The organism is Microlunatus sagamiharensis (assembly GCF_900105785.1).
In the GTDB taxonomy this organism is placed as follows: Bacteria; Actinomycetota; Actinomycetes; order Propionibacteriales; family Propionibacteriaceae; genus Microlunatus; species Microlunatus sagamiharensis.
On record NZ_LT629799.1, the window covers coordinates 3,136,964 to 3,152,512 of the forward strand.

A 15,549-nucleotide genomic window follows, 5' to 3' on the forward strand; every position below is an offset into this window, starting at 1 on the left:
GAGCCCGGGCTGTGCAGCGCCCGGTGGACCGGCCGGCGTGGGTCAGGTGGCGACGGGGAGCACGACCGTGAACCGGCACCAGCCCTCGGGCGTCACGCCGGTGCTGATCGTGCCCCCGTGCGCGTCGACGACGGCCGCGCTGATCGCGAGGCCGAGCCCGCTCCCCCCGGCCTCGCGGGCCCGGCCCGGCTCGAGGCGGACGAAGCGCTGGAACACGCGGAGCCGGTCCGCGGGCGGGACCGGCGGGCCGTCGTTGTCGACGTCGACGCGGACCTCGCGGGCCCCCGGGTGGACGGTGACCGCGACGCTCGAGGCGGCGTGGCGCACGGCGTTGTCGAGCAGGTTCCGGAAGACCTGGCTCAGCCGGCCGGCGTCGCCGGGCACCTGGGCCGGCGGCAGGTCGGCCCGGACTGACACCCCGCCCAGGGCGCGCAGCCGGCGCACCTCCCCCTCCAGGACGTCGTCGAGGTCCACGTCGCGCAGGGTCGGCAGCAGCGTGCGCGCGTCCGCCTTGGCCAGGGTCAGCAGGTCCTCGACGAGGCCCTGCAGCCGCTGCACCTCCGAGCGCAGCACCGGCCCCAGCTCGAGCCGATCCACCGTCCCGCGGTCGTCGGCGGCCAGGTCGAGCGCCGCGACCAGCGTGGCCAGCGGGCTCCGCAGCTCGTGGCCCGCGTCGGAGAGGAAGGCCCGCAGCGCCTCGTCGGAGACCTGCAGCCGCTCGAGCATGGCGTTCATCGTCTGGGCGAGCAGCGCCACCTCGTCGCCGGTGGGCGGCACCGGCACCCGGGCCTGGAGGTGCTGCGCGTCCACCGCGGCCACCCGGCGCCGGATCTGCTCCACCGACTGCAGGGAGCGGCCGACGAGGAAGCGGACGGCGAGGCCCACGAGGAGCAGGAGCAGCGGGACGGCCAGGAGCAGGAAGAGCGCGACCGTGCGCACCGTGTCGGCCTGGACCTGGACGGGGGCGGCGACCAGCACCCAGTACGGCTGGCCGTCGCTGACGACGCGGCGCACCGCCACGAGGTGGTCGTCGTCGTCGTCCAGCAGCGGCAGGTCGGGCAGCGCACCGATCACGGTGCGGTCGTCGGTCGGCCGCAGCGAGGACACCGGTGCCGCGGCCGCGCGGGGGTCGGAGGTGGCGAGCACCTGCCCCTCGGCACCGACGAGCTGCGTGACCGCCCCCCGCCGGCCGCCCCGCTCCACCGCGAGCGTGGCGGCGCGCAGCCCGTCGCTGCGGACCAGCGCGGCGATGTCGCTGCTGCGGTTCGTCACCTCGGTCCGCACCGTCGAGACCAGCGCGGCCTGGAGGAGGACCAGCAGCACGGCCGAGCCGGCGAGCAGGGCCACGCCGACCACGACGACCGCGGTCACCACCGAGCGGCGGCGCAGGCCCCAGCGAGCGGGTCCCCAGACGCGCAGCAGTCCGCGGCGGGCGCCCTCGTCCGGGACCTCTTCGGCCGCCGGGGTGGAGGTCGTTCCGCTCACCGCCCCAGTGTGGTGCCGCCGTCGCCGGTGGCGCGTCCAGGCGGCGTGTCGGCGTCCGCGGGCAGGACGGGGTCGGGCAGGACGGGCCAGGTCGCGAGCAGCGCCGCGGCGACCCCGACGGCGGCGGCGCCGAGCAGCCAGCCGGCCAGGACGTCGGTGGGCCACGCGTGCGCGCGGTCGAGCTGGCCCCAGGCCACGAGGCCGCTCAGCAGCAGGCCGGCCACGACGCACAGCACCCGGCCGGCCCGGCGGCGGACGAGGAGCACGCCCGTCACGGCCAGGCCGCCCCACAGCGCGACCGCCGCGGCGGTCCGGACGGAGGGGAAGGAGCCGTCGAAGACGGGGAGGCCCAGGAGGACGGTGGTCGAGGGCCGTACGCCGGAGAGGGCCAGCGCGAGGAGCTGGACCAGCGCGGTGGTGGAGACCGCGACGGCGAGCAGCCCCGCGCCGAGCACCGGGCGCCGCGCGCCGCGCCACAGGGCGACCACGGCCGCGACCGTCGCCGCGGCCACGAGCACCGGGGAGGCCAGACCGCCCGCGAGGTGGGCGAGGCCGGTCGCGGGTCCGTCGTCACGGAGCAGGTCGTGGTGCAGCAGGTTCCGCCGCACCACGACGTCGAGCCGGTCGTGCCCGCCGCTCGCCAGCACGGCGGTGGCGACGACGGCGAAGAGGGCGAGCGCGCCGGCCGCGAGCACCGTGCCCGCCCGCGCCACCCCGCGTACGGCGGCGCGCGGGTCCACCGCCGGAGCGGGAGGTGCCGCGGCGGACGGCGGGGGTCCGGCACCGGTGGTCGGGCGGCCGTGCCGGGCCGGCAGGAGCGGCGAGTGGCGCACGGGTGATCCTCCTCACCCCGACCTGTGGTCACACTGAGCACCGAGCGATCGCACCCGGCCGTGCTCAGCCCGATCACAGGACCACGGTCGACCCTCGAGCCCGGTCGTGCGGGCGAGGTGGGGCACCGGAGGGTGCCCGGGGCGGGAAGGTGGAGCGATGCGGGTGCTGCTGGTGGAGGACGAGGCGCTGCTGGCGCGGACCGTCGTGGCCGGGCTGGTGGCGGAGGGCTTCCGCGTCGACCACCACGCCAACGGCGTCGACGGGCTGTGGGCGGCCACCGAGAACCACTACGACGTCGTCGTGCTCGACATCATGCTGCCGGGCCTCAACGGCTACGACGTGCTCAAGCGGCTGCGGGCCCGCGAGGTCTGGACCCCCGTGCTGATGCTGACGGCGAAGGACGGCGAGTACGACCAGACCGACGCCTTCGAGCTCGGCGCCGACGACTACCTGACCAAGCCCTTCACCTTCTCGCTCCTGGTCGCCCGGCTGCACGCGCTCGCGCGCCGCGGACCGGGGACGCGTCCGACGGTGCTGAAGGTGGGTTCGCTGGCGCTCGACCCCGTCCGCCGGACGGTCCACCGCGGCGCCACGGAGGTGCCGCTGACCGCGCGCGAGTTCGGCCTGCTCGAGTACCTGGCCCGCAACGCCGGAGCGACGCTCACCAAGGGCCAGATCCTCGACAACGTCTGGGACCCCGCCTTCGAGGGCGGGATGAACGTCGTCGAGATCTACGTCGGCTACCTGCGGCGCAAGATCGACGAACCGTTCGGCCTCAGCACGCTGACCACGATCCGCGGCGTCGGCTACCGCCTGGTCGCCGACGACACCGCCGAGCCGGTCCGCGTCCCGAGCGGTCCCCTGCGCGGCCGCGGCGCCCGGCGCTGAGCGCTCGGACGCTCGACGGGCCTAGCCGCCGGGCGTGAAGGACGTCGGGAGGTTCGGCAGCTCGACCTGCGCGACGAAGGCGCTGGTCGGGCCCAGGTGCAGCGTGCGGCCCTCGACCTCGGTCGAGCCGACCGAGAGCAGGTGCCGGGTGACGGGCTCGTCGAGACCCACCTCGGCGGCGTCGCTGCCGAAGTTCACGGCCACGACCACGTCGTCGCGTCGCAGCACGAGCCAGCCCTCGTCGTCGTCGGAGCGGGAGTGCCCGGCGTCGAAGCGCGGGTCGGTGAAGGCCGGCACGGTCCGCCGGATCTCGAGCAGGCGCCGGTAGAGGTCGAGCAGCGTCGCATGGTCCCCGCCGGTGGGCTCGGACCAGTCGAGCTTGGAGCCGTGGAAGGTCTGCGGGTCCTGCGGGTCGGGGATGTTCGAGGTGTCCCAGGCCATGGCCTTGAACTCCTCCTTGCGCCCCTCCTGGACCGCCGAGGCCAGCTCGGGCTCGGGGTGGGAGGTGAAGAACTGCCAGGGCGTGCTCGCGCCCCACTCCTCGCCCATGAAGATCATCGGGGTGAAGGGGCTGAGCAGCGTGACGACCGCCGCGATCGAGAGCTGGTCGGTGGTCAGCCGCGTCGACAGCCGCGCGCCGGTCGCCCGGTTGCCGATCTGGTCGTGGTTGTCGGAGCAGACGACCAGGCGCCAGGTGCGCGTACGCAGGGTGTCGATGGGGCTGCCGTGGCTGCGGCCGCGGAACGACGAGCGCGTACCGGTGTGGAAGAAGCCCGCCTCGGTGACCTTGCCGAGCGCCTCGAGGGAGTCGAAGTCGGCGTAGTAGCCGCTCGTGTCGCCGGTGAGGCTGACGTAGAGGGCGTGGTGGAAGTCGTCGCTCCACTGGGCGTCGAGGCCGTAGCCGCCGCCCTCGCGCGAGGTGATCAGGCGCGGGTCGTTGAGGTCGGACTCCGCGATGAGCGACAGCGGCCGGCCGACGAAGGCGCTGAGCACCTCGGCCTCGATCGCGAGCTCCTCGAGGATGTGGGTCGCGCGGGTGTCGTGCAGGGCGTGCACGGCGTCGAGGCGCAGGCCGTCGACGTGGTAGTCGCGCAGCCACTGGTGCACGTTGTCGACGATGTAGGCGCGGACCTCGTCGGAGTCCTCGCCGTCGAGGTTCGGGGACTCGCCCCAGGTGTTCGTGCCGCCGGCGTTGAGGTACGGGCCGAACTCGGGCAGGTAGTTGCCGCTCGGGCCCATGTGGTTGTAGACGACGTCCTGGATGACGCCCATCCCGCGCGCGTGGCAGGCGTCGACGAAGCGCTGGTAGGCCTCGGGGCCGCCGTACGCCTCGTGCACGGCGAACCACAGGACGCCGTCGTAGCCCCAGTTCCAGGTGCCGTTGTAGTCGTTGACCGGCATGATCTCGACGAAGTCGATGCCCAGCTCGACGAGGTGGTCGAGCTTGCCGATCGCGGAGTCGAGGGTGCCGTCGGGGGTGAACGTCCCGACGTGCATCTCGTAGATCACGCCGCCCGGCAGCTGCCGGCCGGTCCAGCGCTCGTCGGTCCAGCCGAAGGCGAAGGGGTCGTACGTGCGCGACCAGCCGTGCACGCCCTCGGGCTGGCGACGCGAACGCGGGTCGGGCCGCACCTCGCCGGAGCCGTCGAGCTCGTAGCCGTAGTCGAACTCACCGACGCCGGGCTCGCCCGAGGGGCCGGCGGGGAGGGTTCCGTCGACGGTCCACCAGCCCTCCTCGTCGCGGACCATCGGCAGGGTCGTCGCGGTGCCGCCGACGGGGCGGAGGTGCAGGGTCACCGTGCTCGGCACGGGTGCCCACACGGCGAACTGGGGGATGCTCACGGCGTCGTTACTCCTGGTCAGGCACGTGGTCTGCGAAGGGGCAGGCGTCGCGGTGACGCTACCGGCGTTCGGGCAGCCGTGGCTGCGGGTCTTGCGGCTGCCCTCGTGCTGAGATCGCCTCACTCGATGCGCTCCACCACGCCCGGACGAGCCTGGGAGGCGGCGGGGGTCGCGATCGAGTGAGGGGATCTCAGCAGGGCGCGGGGCTCAGAGCTCGCAGCCGACGAGGACGGGCTCGGGCTCGAGCGTGATCCCGTACGCCTCGCGGACCCCGTCGCGGACCTGGCGGGCCAGCGCGACCACGTCGGAGGCGTGGGCGGTGCCGCGGTTGGTGAGCGCGAGCGTGTGCTTGGTCGACAGCCGGGCGGGCCCGTCGCCGAAGCCCTTGGCGAAGCCCGCGTGGTCGATCAGCCACGCGGCGCTGGTCTTGACCTGCCCGCCCGGCTGCGCGAAGCGCGGCGCGCCCTCGGGCAGCGCGTCGGCGGCGGCCTCGTCGAGCACCGGGTTGGTGAAGAAGGAGCCCGCGCTCCAGGTGTCGGGGTCGGCGTCGTCGAGCACCATGCCCTTGGAGGAGCGCAGCCCGAGCACGGCCTCGCGCACGTCCGCGGCGGGCACCCGGGCGCCGACCTCGACGCCGAGGACGCGGGCCAGCTCGGGGTAGCGGACCGGGGCCGACAGCGAGCCCAGCCTGAGCTGGAAGGTCACGTCGAGCACCACGAACCGGCCGGGCTGGGCCTTGAAGACCGAGCTGCGGTAGCCGAACCCGCACTCGACGGCGAAGAGGGTCCGGACCTTCCCCGTGCTGCGGTCGAGCGTGCGGACGGTGGTGACGTGCTGGCCGACCTCCGCCCCGTACGCGCCGACGTTCTGGATCGGGGTCGCGCCGACCGAGCCCGGGATCCCGGACAGGGCCTCCATCCCGCTGAACCCCCGCTCGACGGTCAGCGCCACGAACGGGTCCCACGGCTCCCCCGCCTCGACGGTGAGCACCGCGCCGGAGCAGGCGGCGACGTCGTCGCGCACGCCACGGGTGGCGACCTTGACCACGGTTCCGTCGAAGCCGGCGTCGCCGACGAGGAGGTTCGACCCGCCGCCGAGCACCAGGACGGGCTCGCCGGCCGCGTCGAGCGCGCGCACGACCTCGACCAGCTGGGCGCTCGTGGTCACCTCGACGAGGTCGCGGGCAGCGCCGCCCACGCGCAGGGTCGTGAGGCTCGCGAGCGGGACGTCGTGCCGCACCTCGAGCCCGCCGAGCCCGTCGAGCACCGACGTGGTCACGCGGGGTCCACCCCGAGCACGACGCGGGCCGCACCGAGCACCTTCTCGCCGCCGCAGGTCGCCTCGAGCGTGACCGTGGTGGTCTCGGCGTCCGCGGCGGTGACGCTGCCGCTCACCTGCAGCTCGGCGCCCACGCCGTCGTCGGGCACGGGGACCGGCTTGGTGAAGCGCACCGCGTACGACACGAGCCGCGCGTCGGGCCCGGCCCAGGCGGTCACCGCACGGGCGGCGACGGCCATGGTCAGCATCCCGTGGGCGACGACGCCGGGCAGGCCCAGCGAGGTCGCCGCGTGGTCGGAGTAGTGGATCGGGTTGAAGTCGCCGGACGCGCCGGCGTAGCGCACGAGGGACTCACGCGTGAGGTGCACCGACAGCGCCGGCAGCACCGTGCCGACCTCGGGGCCCGCGCTCACGCCACCGCCTCGCGCGTGTGCAGGAACGTGGACGCGGCGCTGAGGACGGGCGACCCGAGGGCGTCGTCGACGTCGACGGTCACCGAGACGATCTCGGCCGCGCCGCGGACCCGCACCTTGTCGATGCGCAGTGTCGCGGTCACGACGTCGCCGGCGCGGAGCGGCCGGGCGTAGCGGAACTGCTGGTCGGCGTGCACGACCCGGCGCAGGCTCAGGTCGAGCTCGGGATCGGTGAACAGCGAGTCCCAGGCCGCGTTGGTGACGACCGCGGCGAAGGTCGGCGGCGCTGCCGGGTGGGCCTCCTCGAGGAGGTCGGGCTCGCCGACGGCCGCGGCGAACTCGGCCAGCTTGACCCGGGTGACCTCGTACGGCGCGGTGGGCGCGTACACCTTTCCGGCGTGGTCGGGCGTGATGGGCACGCGTCGAGGTTACTGGTCGCGCGCGACCGCGTAGCGCCGTAGCACCAGCGGGGCCGCGAAGGCGCCCAGCGGCTCGACGAAGGGCCAGCCGCGCTGCTCGGCGAGCCGGCGCACGGGGTCGAGGAGGAGGCCGTCGGCGAGGAAGAGCGGCCACAGCGCGACGGGCGCGTCCAGGTCGTCGACGACCGCGGCGAGCTTGGGCCGGCAGGTGCCGAACGCCTCCCGCACCCGGCCGCGGCGACGGTCGGAGAGCCGGACGGCGAGGTCGGCCACGGCCGCGTTGGCGTCGGGGCGCGAGGAGCCCACGGCGAAGAGCGCGGCGTCGAGGTCGCCGTCCACCTCGGCCGCGTCGAGGGCGGAGAGCAGCACGTCGGCGACGTCGTCCCCGGTGCCCAGGATGTCGGCGACGACGAGCTCGACCCCGCTGGTCCGCGCGGCCTCTGCGACGGCCTCGGGCACGTCCACCGTCGCGTGGAACGCCTGGGTGAACAGCAGCGGGACGACCACCGCGCGGGTGTGGCCCTCCTCGGCCAGGAGCGCGGCGACGCCCGCGAGGTCGGGCTCGGCGAGGTCGAGGTACGCCGCGTGGGCGGGCACGCCGGCCGCGGCCCCGACCGCGATCATCAGGGCCTCGATGGCGTCGGCCCCGCGCGCATGCCGGCTGCCGTGGGCGAGGCCCACGACGGGGACGGGCTGGTGCTGCTCGGCCCGGGAACGGGACGAGCCGCCCGCGTCGGCGGGCGGCTCGTGGAAGAACGTCATGCGGGGATTGTCCCCGCGGACCTCAGCGGGTCTCGCGGTGGACCGTGTGACGACGGTCGCGCGGGCAGAACTTCTTCAGCTCCAGGCGGTCGGGGTCGTTGCGCCGGTTCTTCTTGGTGATGTAGTTGCGCTCCTTGCACTCGGTGCAGGCGAGCGTGATCTTCGGTCGGACGTCCGAGGACTTGGCCATGGTGGTGCTTCTTCCTGGTGGGGTGCCCGGACCGACTGTGTGATGCCCGAGCCCTGGCCGCCTCTCGCGAGACGGGTCTAGCGCGTAGCGGGAGCGGGACTTGAACCCGCGACACAGCGATTATGAGCCGCTTGCTCTACCACCTGAGCTATCCCGCCATGGTCCGGCTACCGGATGACCGGCCGACCCGGTGAGGCGCTGCCGCCGCCCGGGCCGCCGGTGCGGCACCGGAACCTTCTGACCGAGCCCCCATGCGGAATCGAACCGCAGACCTTCTCCTTACCATGGAGACGCTCTGCCTACTGAGCTATAGGGGCACTTCCCTGCTGCCGGCGCCTCTCCCGCAGGGGGTCGGCACCGGCGCATAAAGATACACGGGACCCGGCCCCGAGTGCGAACCGAGACGAGACGTGATCGTCTGCCGTAGACGTCCAGCGGCCCACGAGCCCCTCGCCCGGACCGGACGACGATCCCTGAGCCTGTCGAAGGGCCCGGGACGGGTCGTGTTCCATGCCGTCCCACCCGAGGTGATCGGAGGCCCTTCGACAGGCTCAGAGATCGTGGTGAAGTTCACCGACAAAGCCCACCCGACGCGCTCCAGCCCTTCGACAGGCTCAGGGATCGTGGTCAAGTCCACCGAGAAGGCTCAGCCGGCGCGGCCCAGCCCCTCGACCCGCTCAGCACGAACCGTCGGGGAGCCGCGTGGCCTAGGGTGCCGCGCGTGAAGACCCGGGAGCAGCGCATCGTCATCCCCGCCGCGGACGTCGAGATCCAGGCGGTCGTCATCGAGCCGGTCGGCAGGCCGGCGCGGACCGGGGTCCTGTACTTCACCGACATCTTCCAGCTCACCGAGTCGACGCTGCGGACCGCGCGGCGCCTGGCGGCCGAGGGCTTCCTGGTCTGCCTGCCGGAGATCTACCCGCGCGACTTCCCCGGCGCCGCGCTCGCGTTCGACGACGCGGGCAAGGCCGACGGGCTGGCGGGGGCGGCGGCCACGACGACGGCGCAGTTCGACGCCGACCGGGCCGTGGTCCTCGACCACCTCGCCGCGCGCGACGACCTCGACGAGGTCGTGGCGGTCGGCTTCTGCCTCGGCGGGCACCTGGCCTTCCGGGCGGCCTTCGACCCGCGCGTGGCGGCGACCGTCTGCTTCTACCCGACCGGGCTGCACGACGGGAAGCTCGGCGCGGACGTCGCCGACTCGCTCGCCCGTGCCGGCGAGGTCCAGGGTCGGCTGATGGTGATCTTCGGCAGCGCCGACCCGCACGTCCCCGCCCCCGCGCGGCTGCAGACGATCACCGCGCTGTACGAGGCCGGCCACACCGAGCTCGAGCTGCACGTGTTCTCCGGCGGCGAGCACGCCTTCATGCGTGACGTCGGTCCGCGCCACGACCCCGAGCTCACCGACCGGGCGCTGGTGGAGGCGGTGTCGTTCCTGCGCGGACGCTCCTGACGACGGGAGCGACCCGCGCCGTCACCAGGTCAGCGCGGGGGTGCTGACCGGCGCGTCCCACAGCGCGGTGCGCCGCTCGTCGAACGGCACGAGCGTGAGCAGCATCCCCGGCTGGTCGAGCGAGGTCACGAGGTCGCCGACCAGGCTGCGGACGACCGTGCGGCCCGCGGCGGTCAGCACGTCGACCACGTCGGCGTAGGTCGCCTGGAGGTCGAGCAGCGCGGTGCCGCCGAGGCCGGAGAGCAGCACGAGCAGCGGCGCGGCAGGGTCGACCTCGGCCAGCAGCGGGTCGCAGAGCGCGTGCGCCAGCGCACTCCCGTGCCGGCGCGGCTCGCGCGGGCGGCCCGGCTCGCCGTGGATGCCGACGCCCTGCTCCATCTCCTCGCCGCGGAAGGCGATGCCGTAGGACCGGGCGTCGTCGGCCACCGCCTGGCCGAGCGCCCGGCAGGACCCGAGGTCGGCGCCCTCGGCCGCGAGCGCCCCGGCGAGCTTCTCGACCGCGACGGTGGCGCCGGTGCCGCGCCGGCCCGGGCCGTCGTCGACCGCCGTGGCGACGTCGTCGGCGACCAGCACGGTCGCGCTCGTGCCGCCGAGCGACTGCGCGGCGAGCCCGAAGTTGAGCACGTCGCCGGTGTAGGCCTTGACCACGAAGAGGACGCCGGCGCCCTGGTCGACCGCCTCGGCAGCGGCCAGCACCTGGGCGCTGGAGGGGGAGGTGAAGACCGCGCCGGGGCAGGCGGCGTCGAGCATGCCTGCGCCGACGAAGCCGGCGTGCAGCGGTTCGTGGCCGGCGCCGCCGCCGGAGACCAGGACGACCCGGGGCGCACCCTCGGAACCGGCACCCGCGTCGGCGCGCACGACGGCCCGGACCCCGGGCAGGCGTCGCAGCGACGGGTGGGAGGCGACGAGGCCGGCGACGGCGCGGTCCACGCGGTCGTCCTCGGCGGACCCGGCGTCCTCGCCGGCGGGCTCGCCGACCCGGTCCAGCAGCGCCTCCCAGGTCGGAGGCTCCCCCGCGACCCAGGCCTCGAGCACGTCGGCCACGGCGACCGCACCGGGGTCCACCGCCCCGACCGAGCGCTCGCCGGCGTACGCGCTGCGGCCGCGTCGGGCGGTCAGCCCGGCCGTGGCGTAGGCGGCGCTGCGGGCGGCGGCCACCGCGGCCGTGACGCCGCCGTCGCGCAGCGCCGTGGCGGCCGGGTGGAGCGCGTCGCGCAGCGTCTTGTCGCCCAGGGCGGCCCCGCCGAGCTCGGCGACCGCCGCGTCCGCGTCGAGCAGGGCAGCGCTCACCCGATCGGCGTCGGAGTCGTCGGCGAGCCCGTGGCCGTCGAGCCGGACGAGGGCGGCGCCGAGGAGCGCGCCCGACGAACCGCCGGCGGCCGCGGCGAAGGCGAGGCCCGCCGTACGCAGGCTGTCGGGGCGCGCCCGGACCACGGCGGCGGCGCCGCGGGCGAAGGTGGAACCGAAGTCGCCGTCGCCGGTCACGGCGTCGAGGGCGTCGTAGGCCTGCCGCCGCTCCAGGGCGACGGCCGCCAGCACGCGGAGCGCGCGGTCGACGCCGTCAGGCAATCCGGTCATGGGCGTCAGTCCATCACGCCCCGACATCGGGGTGGCAGGTGTTGGGTTCGAACCAACGTAGGCGATGCCGGCAGATTTACAGTCTGCTCCCTTTGGCCACTCGGGCAACCTGCCATGCCGGGCGGACCCGGCGGAGCGAAACCTTACCAACGCAACCGACGACCCGCGAACCCGTTCGCCCGCGCGGACGCCGACCGTGGAAGCGGCCTGCCAGGCTGGGGCCGTGCACGTGATCACCGAACCGCCCCGGGCCGGCTGCCCGAAGCGCATGCACCACGGCCCCTGCGGCGGCGTACGGGTGGACGGGCTGTGCGAGATGGCTCCGGCGCCGTGCGTGTTCCTCGAGCCGTCGGCCTGGCCGGCGGCGCCCGAGCCGGTCCGCACCGGTGCCCGCGTCCGCGCCCCGCTCGTGCTCACCGACCTCAGCACCCCGCCGGCCGACGCCGCCACGCTGCGGCGGGTGGTCGAGCTGCTGGCCCCGACCTGCGACGCCGTCCTCGCCGGCGACCACCAGGACCGGCCGGACTTCCCGCCCAGCACGATCGCGCGCCTCGTCGACGCGGCCGGCGGCGTGCCCTGGGTGACCATCGCCTGCCGCGACCGCAACCGCATCACCCTCGAGGCCGAGCTGCAGGCGCTCGCGCTCGACGGCCTCGCCACCGTCCTCTGCGTGACCGGCGACGGGCGCGCGTACGACGTCCGTCCCGACGTCACGCAGGTCTTCGACCTCGACGGGACCCGGCTCGCCTCCCTGGCGGCCGGGCTCGGGCTGCCGGTCGCGGTCCCGGAGACGCCGAGCGCCCCGCCGCGCGCCTTCCGGCCGGAGCGGCTCGTGCACAAGCAGCGGGCCGGCGCGGGCGTCGCCGTGCTCAACCACGTGCCCCTTACGGCCGACGTGGCGGCCTTCGTCGGACCCGCCCGCGCCCTCGGGCTGACCGTGCCCGTCGTCGCGTCGGTCCCCCTGTTCACCGACGCGCGCTCCGCGGCCGTCCTCGACGCGCTGCCGGGCCTCGAGATCGACCCGGTCCGCGTCGAGGAGGTGCTCGGCGCGGACGACCCCGTCGAGGCCGGCGTCGCGTCGGCCCTGGACGCCGCCCTCGCGCTGCTCGAGGTCGAGGGGGTCGCGGGGGTGAACCTGTCGGGCATGGCGTCGGCGCGCGGGGTGCTCCCCGCGGCGGAGATCCAGGCCGAGACGGGTCGGCGGGTGCGTGCGCGGGTAACGGCGAGCCGTGGACGAAGCGCACCGCCAGGACCCTGACGCCGAGGTCGCGGACGAGCAGGACCCGATGGCCGCCGAGTTCGACACGGTCGCGGCCTGGACCGCCGACGTCGCGCTCGACCTCGGCCCCGACCACCACGTGCCGGCGGGGTGCCGGGGCAGCGGCGGGCCGGCGGCCCTGCACTGGTTCCTCGACCACCTGGCCCCCGCGCCGGGCTCGACCTTCCTCGACGTCGGCGCGGGCGTGGGCGGCCCCGCGGGCTTCGCCGCGCAGGAGGCGGGCGTGCGGCCCGTCCTCACCGAGCCCCAGGCGGGCGCGTGCCGGGCGGCGCGACGCCTCTTCGGCGTCCCGGTGGTCCGGACCGGAAGCGCGCTGCCGGTGGCCGGCGCCTCGGTCGGCGCCGGGTGGTGCCTCGGCGTGCTCTGCACCGTGGCGGACCAGCCGTTCTTCGTCTCGGAGCTGCGGCGCGTGCTCGCCGACGACGGCCGCCTCGGGCTGCTCGTCTACGTGGCCCGCCAGGAGCACGTCGAGGACGCTCCCGAGGGCAACCAGTTCCCCACCGCCGACGGGCTCGCGCGGCTGCTGGACGACGCCGGGCTGGTCGTGCAGGACAGCGCGCACCTCGCCGACTTCGCCGGCACGCCCGGCCTGTGGCAGGAGCGGGCCGACGCCGTCGACGCCGAGCTCGAGCGCCGGCATGGCGACGACGCGCGCTGGCGCACCGCGGAGGACCAGTCGGGCCGGATCGGCCGGCTGATCGCCCGCGGGGACGTCGAGGGCTCGATGCTCGTGGTCCGTCCGCGCCCGTGAGGCCCACGCCCTCGGGGTCGGGGTGGCCCACCGCCCTGACCACGTCCTTGGCAGGATGGGTCCGTGGCTGAGAGCTCGATGGACATCGTCAGCAAGGTCGACCGCCAGGAGGTCGACAACGCGCTCAACCAGGCGGCCAAGGAGGTGCGGCAGCGCTTCGACTTCAAGACCGCCGACGCCTCGATCGCCTGGTCCGGCGACGCGATCGAGATCGAGGCCAACTCCGAGGAGCGGGCCAAGGCCGTCCTCGACGTCTTCCAGTCCAAGCTCGTGCGCCGCGGCGTCAGCCTCAAGTCCCTGGACGCCGGCGAGCCGCGCTCCTCGGGCAAGCTCTACAAGATCACCGCGACCACGACCGAGGGCATCAGCACCGAGAACGCCAAGAAGGTCGCCAAGCTGATCCGCGACGAGGGCCCCAAGAACGTCAAGACACAGGTCCAGGGCGACGAGCTGCGCGTGAGCAGCAAGAGCCGCGACGACCTCCAGGCCGTCCAGGCGCTCGTCAAGGGCGCCGACTACGACTTCGCCGTGCAGTTCACGAACTACCGCTGAGCCCGGTTCGGTCGAGCCCGACCGGCACCGGGCAGACCGCGCAGCACCGCAACCGCACCGCACAGACCCGCACAGCACCGCAGAGACGCAGACAGGGAGACGGTCATGGGCATCCTCGACGGCCTGAGGCACAAGGTGGAAGAGCTCGGCGAGAAGGCCCGCGAGGGCCTCGACGACGTGCGCGACAAGGCGGGCGACCTCCTCGACGACGCCCGTGACAAGGCCGGCGACGTCGTCGACGACGTGCGCGAGCGCCTCGGGCAGGACGACGAGCACGACGGCGACCAGGACGGCGACCAGAAGGGCGACCGCGCCCCGACCACCGAGAGCGAGGACATCGGCCCCGACTCCTCGAGCACGGACGCGGTCCAGCCCGGCTACGTGACCGGCGAGGACGCCGACGACAGCGACGGCGACGACAGCGACGACGAGGCGGGCTCCGAGCCGGACGCCGGTGACGCCACGGTCGGTGCCGACGACGACGGGGCCACGACGACGGACACCGACGCCCCCGGCGGGACCGAGGCCGAGCCCGCGGACCTCGCCACCGACCCGGCCCCGGCCGACGCCCCGGTCCCCACGGACGACGCCCCGCTCGAGCCGGTCGCGAAGGACGTCGACCCGTACGACGAGCCGCTCTCGGAGTCGATCGGCTCCGAGCTGTCCGACGCCGACCGGGAGGCCCTGGCCGGGGTCGTCGACGACGGCGACACGGACAAGGACGCCTGACCTGAGTGCGACGGGCGGGCCCGCCACCGCGACGGACGACCCCACGGCGAGCGGGGCCGACCCGCTCGACCGCGCCCTGCCGGACGTCGACGGCCTCGAGGCCGAGGCCGCGGAGGTGCTGCCCGAGCACGTCCTCGGCTACTTCCGCGGGCCGACGGGCGCGTACGGGGTGCCGACCGACGCCGAGCGCTGGTCGCAGGTGCGGTTCCGCCCGCACGTGCTGCGGCCGACGGGCGGGCTGAGCCTGGCCACCACGGTCCTCGGCACGCCCGTCGCCAGCCCGGTGCTGGTGGCGCCGATGGCGCAGCAGCGGGCCGCGCACCCCGACGGCGAGGTCGCGACGGCCCGCGCCGTCGCACGGCGCGGGACCCTGCTGGGCGTCTCCACCAACACCGGCGTGCGCTTCTCCGACATCGACGCGGTCGGGGCGCCGTGGTGGTTCCAGGTCTACGTGATGGACGACCGCGCGGTCACCGGCGAGCTCGTGACCCGCGCGGCCGACGCCGGGGCGAAGGCGTTGGTGCTCACCGTCGACGCGCCCGCCGTGGACCCGCGGCGTCCGGAGCTCGAGCCGCGGACGTGGCCGGAGCGCTACGGCATGCAGGTCAACATCCCGGGCGGTGAGGACGGCGGCATCGTCTTCCGCGGCAGCGGGGACCTGTCGGTCGCCGACATCGGCTGGCTCCACGAGCTCACCGGGCTGCCGGTCGTGGTCAAGGGCGTGCTGCGCGGCGACGACGCCGCCGCCTGCGTCGAGGCAGGGGCCGCTGCGGTGGTCGTCTCCACGCACGGCGGCCGCTGCCTCAACCAGACGGTGCGGCCCGCCGACGCGCTGCCCGAGGTCGTCGCCGCCGTCGGCGACCGGGCTGAGGTCTACGTCGACAGCGGCGTGCGTACGCCCGAGCACGTCGCGGCCGCGCTCTGCCTCGGCGCGCGGGCCGTGTTCCTGGGACGACCGGTGCTCTGGTCGCTGGCCACCGGCGGCGACCGGCGCGTCGAGCAGCTGCTCGAGGGCTTCGACACCCAGCTGCTCCGGGTGCTCCGCTCGCTGGGTGTCGGTTCGCTGGACGAGCTCGGGCCCGACCTGGTGGTCTGA

The 15,549-nt window shown here is 75.1% G+C and carries 16 protein-coding genes and 3 tRNA genes; 7 read left to right on the forward strand and 12 right to left on the reverse strand.

Annotation, left to right across the window (positions count from 1 at the left end):
* Window positions 1–42: 42 nt before the first annotated feature.
* Window positions 43–1,485, reverse strand: a complete 1,443-nt coding sequence (locus BLU42_RS14465) for a sensor histidine kinase (protein ID WP_172825799.1) — start codon at window positions 1,483–1,485, stop codon at window positions 43–45.
* On the reverse strand, window positions 1,482–2,318 hold the full coding sequence (locus tag BLU42_RS14470; RefSeq protein WP_091075698.1) for a phosphatase PAP2 family protein: 837 nt from the start codon (window positions 2,316–2,318) through the stop codon (window positions 1,482–1,484). Before BLU42_RS14470 ends, BLU42_RS14465 begins: the two co-directional genes overlap by 4 nt.
* Before the next feature lie 157 nt (window positions 2,319–2,475).
* Here BLU42_RS14470 and BLU42_RS14475 point away from each other — a divergent pair, with 157 nt between their 5' ends.
* A complete protein-coding gene (locus tag BLU42_RS14475; protein WP_091075700.1) occupies window positions 2,476–3,207 on the forward strand; it encodes a response regulator transcription factor in 732 nt (243 codons plus the stop codon).
* Between the two features lie 21 nt (window positions 3,208–3,228).
* On the opposite strand, the gene treZ is transcribed toward BLU42_RS14475, so the two are convergent.
* The 8 genes from treZ to BLU42_RS14515 form a co-directional block, all read right to left on the reverse strand.
* Window positions 3,229–5,049 (reverse strand): malto-oligosyltrehalose trehalohydrolase, encoded by a 1,821-nt coding sequence (gene treZ / locus BLU42_RS14480; protein ID WP_172825800.1) that lies wholly within the window; start codon window positions 5,047–5,049, stop codon window positions 3,229–3,231.
* 207 nt (window positions 5,050–5,256) lie between these two features.
* Entirely contained in the window at window positions 5,257–6,327 is a 1,071-nt protein-coding gene (locus BLU42_RS14485) for a UDP-N-acetylmuramate dehydrogenase (protein ID WP_231918170.1), read from the reverse strand.
* On the reverse strand, window positions 6,324–6,740 hold the full coding sequence (locus tag BLU42_RS14490; protein WP_091075702.1) for a MaoC/PaaZ C-terminal domain-containing protein: 417 nt from the start codon (window positions 6,738–6,740) through the stop codon (window positions 6,324–6,326). The genes BLU42_RS14485 and BLU42_RS14490 overlap by 4 nt, the downstream gene beginning before the upstream one ends.
* Window positions 6,737–7,159 (reverse strand): FAS1-like dehydratase domain-containing protein, encoded by a 423-nt coding sequence (locus BLU42_RS14495; protein WP_091075704.1) that lies wholly within the window; start codon window positions 7,157–7,159, stop codon window positions 6,737–6,739. Before BLU42_RS14495 ends, BLU42_RS14490 begins: the two co-directional genes overlap by 4 nt.
* Before the next feature lie 9 nt (window positions 7,160–7,168).
* Entirely contained in the window at window positions 7,169–7,921 is a 753-nt protein-coding gene (locus BLU42_RS14500; RefSeq protein WP_091075706.1) for a sirohydrochlorin chelatase, read from the reverse strand.
* Window positions 7,922–7,943: 22 nt separating this feature from the next.
* Window positions 7,944–8,111 carry a 50S ribosomal protein L33 gene (gene rpmG, locus BLU42_RS14505; protein ID WP_091075708.1) on the reverse strand — a complete coding sequence of 56 codons (168 nt, stop codon included), beginning with the start codon at window positions 8,109–8,111 and terminating at the stop codon, window positions 7,944–7,946.
* 85 nt (window positions 8,112–8,196) lie between these two features.
* Window positions 8,197–8,269 (reverse strand) — tRNA-Met (locus BLU42_RS14510).
* An 86-nt stretch (window positions 8,270–8,355) separates the two neighbouring features.
* Window positions 8,356–8,428 (reverse strand) — tRNA-Thr (locus BLU42_RS14515).
* A gap of 404 nt (window positions 8,429–8,832) precedes the next feature.
* Between BLU42_RS14515 and BLU42_RS14520 the strand changes: the two genes are divergently transcribed.
* Window positions 8,833–9,564, forward strand: a complete 732-nt coding sequence (locus tag BLU42_RS14520; protein ID WP_091075710.1) for a dienelactone hydrolase family protein — start codon at window positions 8,833–8,835, stop codon at window positions 9,562–9,564.
* Between the two features lie 21 nt (window positions 9,565–9,585).
* Here the strand turns inward: BLU42_RS14520 and BLU42_RS14525 are convergent, their stop codons facing one another.
* Window positions 9,586–11,142 carry a dihydroxyacetone kinase subunit DhaK gene (locus BLU42_RS14525; protein ID WP_172825801.1) on the reverse strand — a complete coding sequence of 519 codons (1,557 nt, stop codon included), beginning with the start codon at window positions 11,140–11,142 and terminating at the stop codon, window positions 9,586–9,588.
* 32 nt (window positions 11,143–11,174) lie between these two features.
* Window positions 11,175–11,256 (reverse strand) — tRNA-Tyr (locus BLU42_RS14530).
* A 109-nt stretch (window positions 11,257–11,365) separates the two neighbouring features.
* Between BLU42_RS14530 and BLU42_RS20900 the strand changes: the two genes are divergently transcribed.
* From BLU42_RS20900 to BLU42_RS14555, 5 genes are all read left to right on the forward strand, one after another.
* Window positions 11,366–12,400, forward strand: coding sequence for a methylenetetrahydrofolate reductase C-terminal domain-containing protein (locus BLU42_RS20900; protein WP_172825717.1), 1,035 nt, complete (start codon window positions 11,366–11,368; stop codon window positions 12,398–12,400).
* On the forward strand, window positions 12,372–13,172 hold the full coding sequence (locus BLU42_RS14540; protein ID WP_197680449.1) for a methyltransferase domain-containing protein: 801 nt from the start codon (window positions 12,372–12,374) through the stop codon (window positions 13,170–13,172). The genes BLU42_RS20900 and BLU42_RS14540 overlap by 29 nt, the downstream gene beginning before the upstream one ends.
* Before the next feature lie 63 nt (window positions 13,173–13,235).
* The gene (locus BLU42_RS14545) at window positions 13,236–13,724 is read left to right on the forward strand and encodes a YajQ family cyclic di-GMP-binding protein (RefSeq protein ID WP_091075717.1); all 489 of its coding nucleotides are present in this window, start codon (window positions 13,236–13,238) and stop codon (window positions 13,722–13,724) included.
* Window positions 13,725–13,829: 105 nt separating this feature from the next.
* Window positions 13,830–14,453: a hypothetical protein gene (locus tag BLU42_RS14550; RefSeq protein WP_091075719.1), complete on the forward strand. Its 624-nt coding sequence runs from the start codon at window positions 13,830–13,832 to the stop codon at window positions 14,451–14,453.
* 115 nt (window positions 14,454–14,568) lie between these two features.
* Window positions 14,569–15,549: an alpha-hydroxy acid oxidase gene (locus tag BLU42_RS14555; protein WP_231918171.1), complete on the forward strand. Its 981-nt coding sequence runs from the start codon at window positions 14,569–14,571 to the stop codon at window positions 15,547–15,549.